General features: G+C 71.0%; 5 protein-coding genes. 1 reads left to right on the top strand and 4 read right to left on the bottom strand.

Annotated elements, in window-relative coordinates; translation table 11 throughout:
- Positions 1-132 precede the first annotated feature (132 nt).
- Entirely contained in the window at positions 133-2,436 is a 2,304-nt protein-coding gene (locus ACFQRI_RS26990; RefSeq protein WP_380673467.1) for a HelD family protein, read from the bottom strand.
- 123 nt (positions 2,437-2,559) lie between these two features.
- Positions 2,560-3,957, bottom strand: coding sequence for a GntT/GntP/DsdX family permease (locus ACFQRI_RS26985; RefSeq protein ID WP_380673465.1), 1,398 nt, complete (start codon positions 3,955-3,957; stop codon positions 2,560-2,562).
- 179 nt (positions 3,958-4,136) lie between these two features.
- Here ACFQRI_RS26985 and ACFQRI_RS26980 point away from each other — a divergent pair, with 179 nt between their 5' ends.
- Entirely contained in the window at positions 4,137-4,835 is a 699-nt protein-coding gene (locus ACFQRI_RS26980; protein ID WP_380673463.1) for a FadR/GntR family transcriptional regulator, read from the top strand.
- Positions 4,836-5,175: 340 nt separating this feature from the next.
- Here ACFQRI_RS26980 and ACFQRI_RS26975 read toward each other — a convergent pair whose 3' ends face one another.
- Both ACFQRI_RS26975 and ACFQRI_RS26970 read right to left on the bottom strand, forming a co-directional pair.
- Positions 5,176-5,907: a transglycosylase SLT domain-containing protein gene (locus ACFQRI_RS26975; RefSeq protein ID WP_380673461.1), complete on the bottom strand. Its 732-nt coding sequence runs from the start codon at positions 5,905-5,907 to the stop codon at positions 5,176-5,178.
- 237 nt (positions 5,908-6,144) lie between these two features.
- Positions 6,145-8,457 (bottom strand): helix-turn-helix transcriptional regulator, encoded by a 2,313-nt coding sequence (locus ACFQRI_RS26970; RefSeq protein ID WP_380673459.1) that lies wholly within the window; start codon positions 8,455-8,457, stop codon positions 6,145-6,147.
- Positions 8,458-8,850 lie beyond the last annotated feature (393 nt).

Raw genomic sequence — 8,850 nt, 5'->3', positions numbered from 1 at the left:
GGTGGAAACATTAACGTGTTTCCACCCCACCACTTTTTTATGCACTCGTCCCGAGGGCGTGGGGGCGGTGGCGGTGTGGCCGGGTACCGCACCTCATAAGGGTGTCGTACCCGACCCACACCGCTGAGGGTCTTAGGCGATTGTGAAGGCGTCTTCGTCGAGGGTTTCGGGGAGGTCGCCGTGGTGGATGACGCCGAGGCGCTGGGTGGCTCGGGTGAGTGCGACGTAGAGGTCGTTGAGACCGCGGTCGGAGCCCTCCACGATGCCTCCGGGGTCGACCAGGACGACCGAGTCGAACTCCAAACCCTTGGCCGAGTCGACGCTGAGCAGCACGATCGGCGACTCCAGGTCCTCGGGACCGTTGCCGATCGCCGCGCTGGGGAGCGCGGCGCTGAGCTCCTGGCCGATCTCGGCGAGCAGCTCGCCGGGCATGAGCACCGCGAGCCGGCCATCGGCGACCGCGCCGAGCTCGTCCTCCACCAGCTCGGGCAGCGCGGAAACCAGCTTCGCGCGGTCGATCCGGCGCAACCAGGGCTGGTGACCGCTGGTGCGCACCGAACGCGGCGCCTCCAGGTCGGTGTCCATCTCGGCGAGCACGTCGCCGGCGATCTCCATGATCTCGGCCGGGGTCCGGTAGTTCACCGTCAGCTCGGCGAGCTTCCAGCGGTTCTGCACGTACGGCGAGAGCACGTCGTCCCAGGCGTCGGTGCCGGCCAGGGCACCGGTCTGCGCGACGTCGCCGACCAGGGTCATCGACCTGCTGGGGCACCGGCGCATGAGCACCCGCCAGGCCATCTCGGAGAGCTCCTGCGCCTCGTCGACGATGACGTGCCCGAAGGTCCAGGTGCGGTCCTCGGCGGCGCGCTCGGCGGCGGTGAGATCGCTGCGCGCTTGGAAGCGCTCGGCCAGCAGCTCGGCGTCGAGGACGTCGGAGACGCGCAGCCTTTCCTCGTCGGCGATCTCCTCGTCCTGCTCCATGATGTGCAGGACGCCTTGGGCGTAGGCGAGTTCCTCGCGCTGCTGGCGCTCCTGCTCGGCGCGCTGCGCGGAGTCGTCCTCGCCGAGCAGCTCGGCCGCCTCGTCGAGCAGCGGCACGTCCGCGGGCGTCCAGGGGGAACCCGGTTCGCGCAGCAGCTCGTCGCGCTCCTCGGCGTCGAGGACCCGGCGGGACGCGGTCTTCAGGCGCTTCTCGTCGCCGAGCAGCTCGTCGAGCAGCTGCTGCGGCGTGATCTCCGGCCACAGGTTTTCGAGCGCGGCGCTGACCGCCTCGTCCCCGCGCAGCTCGGCGTTGATCTCGTCGAGGTCGCGGCTGTCCAGCAGTTCGCGGCCCAGCCGGTCGGCGACCTGCAGGGTCAGCGCTTCCAGCATCTCGCGGCGGAAGACCTTGCGCGCCAGGTTGTGCGGCTTGCGGCTGCGCCGGGCCCGGGTGCGCGCGTGGGTCGCGTCGGCCTTGGTGATGCGCAGCGGTTCGCGGTCGAAGGTCACCTCGACGTGGTCGCGCGGCACCTGCTGGCGGTCCTTGACCGCGTTGGTGAGCAGCTTGACCATCTCGCCGCGGCCCTTGATCTCGGCGGCTCGCGCGGACTCCTCGGCGGTGGCGGTGATCCCGGGGTACAGGCCGCCCACTGTGGACAGCAGAACGCCGGTCTCGCCGAGCGAGGGCAGCACCTGGCCGATGTAGTGCAGGAAGGTCGGGTTGGGGCCGACGACGAGGACGCCGCGCTTGGAGAGCTGCTCGCGGAAGGTGTAGAGCAGGTAGGCCGCGCGGTGCAGCGCGACCGCGGTCTTGCCGGTTCCCGGGCCGCCCTGGACGACCAGCACGCCGTTCATCCCGGCTCGGATGATGCGGTCCTGCTCGGCCTGGATGGTCGAGACGATGTCCTGCATCTGCCCGGTGCGCCGCGCGTCGAGCCGGGCCAGCAGGGTGGCCTCGCCGGCCAGGCCCAGGTCGCTGCCCTCCTCGGCGGCGTCCAGGTCGAGGATCTCGTCCTCGTAGTCGAGGACCTCGCGCCAGCTGGTGCGCAGGTGCCTGCGGCGGCGCACGCCGTCCCTGGCGGCGGCGGTGGCCAGGTAGAAGGGTCTGGCGGCCGGTGCGCGCCAGTCCAGCAGCAGCGGTTCGTACTCGTTGTCCTCGTCGAACAGCCCGATCCGGCCCACGTGGAAGGTCTCGCCGCCGTCGAGGTCCAGGCGCCCGAAGCACATGCCGTGCTCGACGGCGCTGAGCTGCGTCAGCCGGTCGGTGTACATGCGGGTGGAGATGTCGCGCTCGGTCTGGGCCTGCGGCGGTCCGCCGCTGTCGCGCAGGGTGCTCTTCAGCCGCCGGGTGGTCTCCTGGCGGAGGTCGTCGAGCTTCGTGTACAGCACGTTGAGGTACTGCTGCTCGCTCGCGATCTCCGCAGCGCGGACGGCTTCCCGATCGACTCGGGCGTCGGACAATTCGCCACCTCGGTGCGGGTGCAGGACGGGTAGGTCGGGCGAGAGGCCCGACCCACCAGCATACCGCCAACGCGTGAGCGGGCCGGGCCCACGAGGCTCGGCCCGCTCGCTTCGGGAACCGCGTCAGACGAAGGCGGACAGCAGCAGGATCACCGCGAAGGAGACCAGCGACAGCAAGGTCTCCATGGCGGTCCAGGTCTTGAGGGTCTGCCCGACCGACATGCCGAAGTACTCCTTGACCAGCCAGAACCCGGCGTCGTTGACGTGCGAGAGGATCAGCGACCCGGAGCCGATGGCCAGCGCGACCAGCGCTCCCTGCGCGGGCGGCAGGCCCATCACCATCGGGGCGACCATGCCGGCCGCGGAGATGGTTGCCACGGTGGCCGAACCGGTGGCGATGCGGATGCCGACGGCGATCAGCCAGCCGAGGATCAGCGGCGAGAGGTGCGCCCCGGTGGCCAGGTCGGTGATCATCTCGTTCACCCCGGAGTCGACCAGGGTCTGCTTGAAGCCCCCGCCGGCGCCGACGATCAGGATGATGCCGGCGATCGCGGGCAGCGAGGAGCCGACGACGCCGGAGGCCTCGTCGCGGGAGAACCGGGCGCCGGTGCCCAGCACGACGATCGCGATCACGACCGTCAGCATCATCGCCACGACCGGCGTGCCGATGGTGTCCAGGATCGCGTAGCCGAGCGAGTTCTCGGCCAGCGTCAGGTCGGCGACCGACTTGCACAGCATGAGCACGACCGGCAGCAGCAGCATCGCCACGGAGGCGAGGAAGCTCGGCCGGTGCTCGCGCTGCTCCGCGCCGGGGGCCTCGCTGCCCAGCAGGTGCGTGGCGGGCGGCAGCTCGACGCGCTGGGCGATGTAGGCGCCGAACACCGGTCCGGCGACGATCGCGGTCGGGATGGCCACCACGATGCCCAGCGCGAGGGTCAGGCCGAGGTCGACGTGCAGGGCGTCGACGGCGGCCAGCGGGCCGGGGTGCGGCGGGACCAGGCCGTGCAGGACCGACAGGCCGGCCAGCGCGGGGATGCCGATGCGCAGCACGGGCTGCTGGGAGCGCGCGGCGACCATCACCACGACCGGGACCAGCAGCACGACGCCGACCTCGAAGAACATCGGCAGGCCCAGCAGCGAGGCGATGAACACCATCGCCCACGGCAGGGTCTTGCGGGTGGTGCGGGCCAGGACGGTCTCCACGACGCGTTCCGCGCCGCCGCTGTCGGTGAGCAGCTTGCCGAGCATCGCGCCGAGCGCGACCAGCAGGCCGACGTCGCCGACGGTGCTGCCGAGCCCTTCGGTGAAGGTGTCGACCAGGTCGCCGAACGGCATCCCGGCCACGACGCCGAGGGTGGTGGCGCCGAGGGCCAGGGAGAGGAAGGGGTGGAGCTTCGCCCAGCTGATCAGGAGCACGATCACCGCGATGCCGGCGATCGCGGCGGTGAGCAGGCGGGTGTCGTGCGCGGACCAGGTCGCTGCGTCCTGCGCCAGGGCGAAGCCGTTGAGGCTGGAAAGCATGGGTCGGGCTCCTCGTTGAGCAGCTGGTGCGCGAACAGCCTAAGCAATAAGTATGACTTTATCGGCGTGTTGACCGATTAAGTATTACTGTTATGCCCATCACCCGGCGTTGGCGGCCTACTGTGTCGGGGCGCCGGGCGGTCGCCCGGCGGGTTCCTCCAACGGCTGAAGGAGCGCGCATGGCGGGTGGACTGCACGACAAGGTGCTGGAAGTGCTGGGCCTGGAGATCGCCGACGGCACGCACCCGCCCGGAACCGTGCTGCGCATCGACGAGATGGAGGCGCGGTTCGGCATCTCGCGCAGCGTGGCCCGCGAGGTCGTGCGCACGCTGGCCTCGATCAGCCTGGTCGAGGGGCGCAAGCGCGTCGGCATCCTGGTGCGACCGCGCGAGGAGTGGAACAGCTTCGACCCGACCCTGATCCGCTGGCGGCTGACCGCCGACCGCACGGCCTCGCTGAAGACGCTGGCCGAGCTGCGCACCGCGGTCGAACCGGTCGCCGCGGGCGCGGCGGCGCGGCGCTGCGACGACGACGCCGCCGGGCGGCTGGTCGCGCTGTCCGAGCGGATGGTGGCGACCTCGCGCGCCGGTGATCTGGACGCGTTCATGGACGCCGACGTGGAGTTCCACCGGCTGATCCTGACCGCGTCCGGCAACGAGATGTTCGCCCAGCTGCACGAGGTCGTCGAGGAGCTGCTGCGCTGGCGCGCGGGTCACGGGCTCATGCCGGTGCACCCCCGGCCGGTCGCGGTCCGCCTGCACTGCGAGATCGCCGAGTGCATCCGCAGCGGCGACCGCGCCCGCGCCGAGGAGGCGATGCGCGAGCTGGTGGCCGAAGCCTTCGAAGGCACCCTCTCGGGGCTGGACCAAACCCCCTGAGCAAACGCACCCCCGCCGCGAGCTGACGCCCCCGGAACACCGGCGAACCGCGGCTCGCCCCCCATCGGGCGAGCCACGAACTCCCGGGGACGGGAGGGCGAACGCGAGCTCCCGGCGCCGCTGCGCAGCACCGGCCCGAGGCGCAGCAACACCCCGAAACCCTCGGAATCACGACCCCGATTGGGAGGTGATTCCGTACCCCGATTGGGAGGTGATTCGGGGTGCGGATTGGGAGGTGATTCGGGATGGGGGGTTGGGTGGAGTGGGGCTGGATGTGGAAAGACCGCGGCTTCCCGAGTCGGGGGAGCTCGGGAAACCGCGGTCGTCGGGGGTTGGCCGATCAGTAGCCCTGGTAGCTGCCGCCGGAGCGCAGGCCGGAGACGCCCGGCACGTCCGAGACCGAGCCGTAGCGGTCGATGGAGTAGCGGGTGGCGGCGATGATGTTGTCCACCGGGTCGTAGATGTTCTGGTGCCCGGGCAGCGCGAACGAGTCGAAGGTCGGCTGGATGGTCTGCATCAGCCCGATCGACGGCGTGCCCGCGGCCGCGTTGGAATCCCAGTTGTTCGTGGCGCTCGGGTTGCCGTTGGACTCGTTCATGATGATCGTGCGGATCGCCTGCGCGTCGATCTGCTCGCGCGGGATGCCGTTGCGCTCCATGACCGAGGTGGCCTCCTGGATCCAGGCGTCGATCTGGTCCTTCGGCTCGGGCTTGGTCGCCTTCTTCTCGGCCTTCTTCTCGGGCGCCGGGGCGGCCTCAGGAGCGGGGGCGGCCTTCTCCGCGGGGGCGGGCGCCTGCTTCGGGGCCGGGGCCCGCTCCGGCGCGGGCTGCGCGGCAGGCGCGGGCTTGGCCGCCGGTGCGGGCTTCAGCGGGGCGACCTGAGCGGCGTCGTGCACCTGCGGGGACTGCTGGACCGGCTGCTGGTCACCGGGGCCCGCGGTGAGCACGCCGAGCACGCCGAAGGCGGCGACGGCCACGCCCACCTGCAGCGAACGGGTCTTCGGGGCGACGCGGTAGCCCTGCTCGGATCCGCCGAGGAAGGCGTTCTTGAGCCAGCTGCCGGCCTGCGGCACCGTCCTCTCCCAACGGTGCCGCGGCTGGCGGGGCTCGCTGTCGGGGGCGTTCGGGTCTGGGAAGTTCGTCTCGTCGGGGGTCACGAGAACCCAGACTCCGGCACGGAGAGTATCCGTGCATGGTTGGAAATACCTAGACGACTACCTAGTTTCGTCCATCGGTATGGCTTCCCGGAAGATTTCGACTACCGCTAGTGACTCTAACGCGGATGTTACGGGGGTGCGTTGTCGGCTCCGTCACCCGTTCGTTTGGCCCGCCACCCAGCCCGCGATCTGGGTGCGCGAGGTGAAGTCGAGCTTGGTCAGGATGTTCTGCACGTGAGCCTCGACCGTTCGCTGCGCGATGACCAGGTTCTCGGCGATCTCCTTGTTGGTGTTGCCCTGCGCCACCAGGTCGGCGATCTGCCGCTCCCTGCGGGTCAGCGGCATCGGGTGCACGTTCTCCTCGGCGGTCTCGGTGCTGCGCGGCTGCCGCTGCTTGAGCTCCAGCGCGAAGTCGACGGCGTGGCTCAACGACATCCGGCGCCCCTGCTCGTAGGCGTCCTCGAAGGAGGCGTCGCCCAGGTCGGCGCGGATCTGCAGCTCGTGCTCGTCGTGCGCGCCCGCGAAGCGCGCCCAGAAGCCGGGGGCGTTGCGCACCGCGTCCCACACCGCCGAGGCCGCGCCCAGCAGCTGGGCGGCGCGGTCGTGCCGGGCCTGCCGGTGGGCGATCCAGGCCAGCGTGTCCAGGCTGAAGGCCAGCCCGAGCCGGTTGTCCAGCTTGCGCTGGAGCCGCAGCGCCTCCTTGACCGAGACCTCGGCGCGGTCCGGGCGGTCCCGGCGCATCTGCACCTGGGCGGTGGCCCACTGCGCGTAGGAGCGCCAGTACAGCTCGCCGTGCTCGGTGCACAGCTGGATGCACTCGGAGAGCAGCTTGAGCCCGGCCTCCTGCTCGCCGGTGAGTCCCTTGATCAGCCCGAGCGCGTGCAGCGACCAGAGCTCGCCGGGCACGACCTGCTGCTGGCGGAACTGGTCGAGCGCCCCGGTGATCTTCTCGACGGCCCGCTGCGGGTCGTCGGCGAAGAACGACGCCAGGCCGCTGACCAGCGCGAGGTAGGCCATCTCGGTGGAGTCCCCGCGGCGGCTGGCGATCAGCGTGGCGCGCTCCAGGGTCGGCAGCACCCGGTCGACGTCGCCCTGCAGGAGCGCGAACCAGGCGCTGACCCGCAGCGCCCGGACGTGCTCGGGCAGGTCGTGCGAAGTGCTCTCCAGGACCTCGTCGAGCCAGTGCCGGGCCTCGGTGTTCAGCCCGCGGATGCCCCAGTACACCCACAGGTTGGTGACCAGGCGCAGCGCCGTGTTCCCCAGATCGGGCGCGGTGGCGGCGAAGTGCAGCGCGGCGCGCAGGTTGCCCTGGTCGGCGCGGAGCCGCTGCACCCACGCCACCTGCTCCGGGCCGAGCCACTCGGCGGAGAAACGCTCGGCGATCGCCGCGTAGTGCGCGCAGTGCCTGCGGCGCATCGCGTCGGTCTCGCCGAAGGCCTCCAGCTTCTCCTGGCCGTACTCGCGCAGCGTGTGGGACAGCCGGTAGCGGACCTCGCCCGCCTCCTCCTCGCGGGTGAGCACGGACTTGTCGACCAGGGAGTGCACCGCGCGCAGCGCGTCGACCGAGGGCTGGCCGCCGCCCGCGACGTGCTCGGCGGCGGTGAGGTCGAAGCTGCCGTTGAACACCGACATCCGCGCCCAGGCCAGCCGGTCCTCCTCGGTGACCAGCTCGTAGCTCCAGTCGATCAGCGCGCGCAGCGTCCGCTGCCGGGGCGGGGCGCCGCGGCGGCCCTCGGTGAGCAGCTCGTAGCGCTCGGAGAGCCGCTCCTCGAGCTGCTGCAGGGACAACGAGCGGAGCCGGACCGCGGCCAGCTCGATGGCCAGCGGGTTGCCGTCGAGGTGGTGGCACAGCCGCAGCAGCGCGGCGGCGTTGTCCTCGGTCACCTCGAACTCGGGCACGACCGCGCGGGCCCGGTCGACGAACAGCCGCACCGAGGAGTACTGCTCGTAGGCCTCGGCGGAGGGCAGGTGCTCCGGATCGGGGACCTGCAGCGGGGGGACCACGATGGTGGCCTCACCGGCCACGCCGAGCGACTGCCTGCTGGTGGTCAGCACCCGCACCCCCGGGCACCAGCGGACCACTGCGTCGACCAGCCGGGCGGCGTCGTCCAGCACGTGCTCGCAGTTGTCCAGCACGAGCAGCATCTCGCGGCTCTTGAGCTGGTCGACGAGGGTGTTCAGACCGCTGCCGGAGGGTCCGCCGAAGCCGAGCTGCTCGATGACGGCGTCGACGACCAGCGAGCCCTCCTCCAGCTCCTCCAGCTCGACGAACCAGGCCTTGTCCCGGAAGTTCTTGCGCATGTTGGCGGCCACTCGCGCGGCCAGCCGGGTCTTGCCGACCCCGCCTGGGCCGGTGAGCGTGACCACGCGGGACTCGGCGAACATCCGCTTGGTCAGGGTGATCTCACGGCGACGGCCGACGAAGCTGGTGACGTCGGCCGGGAGGTTGCCCGCTGCCTCTCGCACACGGGCTCGAACGGTGGAGACCACCACCCGAGCTTAACCCGCGTTCCGAGCCTCTGACCTGGGATCTTGCTGAACCGGTGCGGCCGTCACCCGGTGGTGTGGAATTCCTAGATCAGGCGACCGCGCGTAGTCGACGGCGCCACTCGAACCGGGGTTGCGGGCGCGCGGGGGGCTACCGAAACGAGCGCGGAGTGCCTAAGCTGGCGAGCAACTTCAACAAAATGTCAACGATGCTCGGCATCGCTCGGACGAGGGAGCTGTGACTGTGAACGTGCCGTCGTACTACGCGCCGACCGGTGGCCTGCCGCCGCAGACCGACCTGCTCACCGACCGCGCGATCGTGACCGAGGCCTACACGGTGATCCCGCGCGGGGTGCTGCGCGACATCGTCAC

Source organism: Saccharopolyspora griseoalba (assembly GCF_042665275.1).
Lineage (GTDB): Bacteria > Actinomycetota > Actinomycetes > Mycobacteriales > Pseudonocardiaceae > Saccharopolyspora > Saccharopolyspora griseoalba.
This window is presented reverse-complemented; position numbering and strand designations above follow the sequence as displayed.

Coding starts and splice junctions, on each gene's coding strand:
- ACFQRI_RS26985 (WP_380673465.1), bottom strand. CDS start 3,957: ATGCTTTCCAGCCTCAACGGCTTCGCCCTGGCGCAGGACGCAGCGACC.
- ACFQRI_RS26980 (WP_380673463.1), top strand. CDS start 4,137: ATGGCGGGTGGACTGCACGACAAGGTGCTGGAAGTGCTGGGCCTGGAG.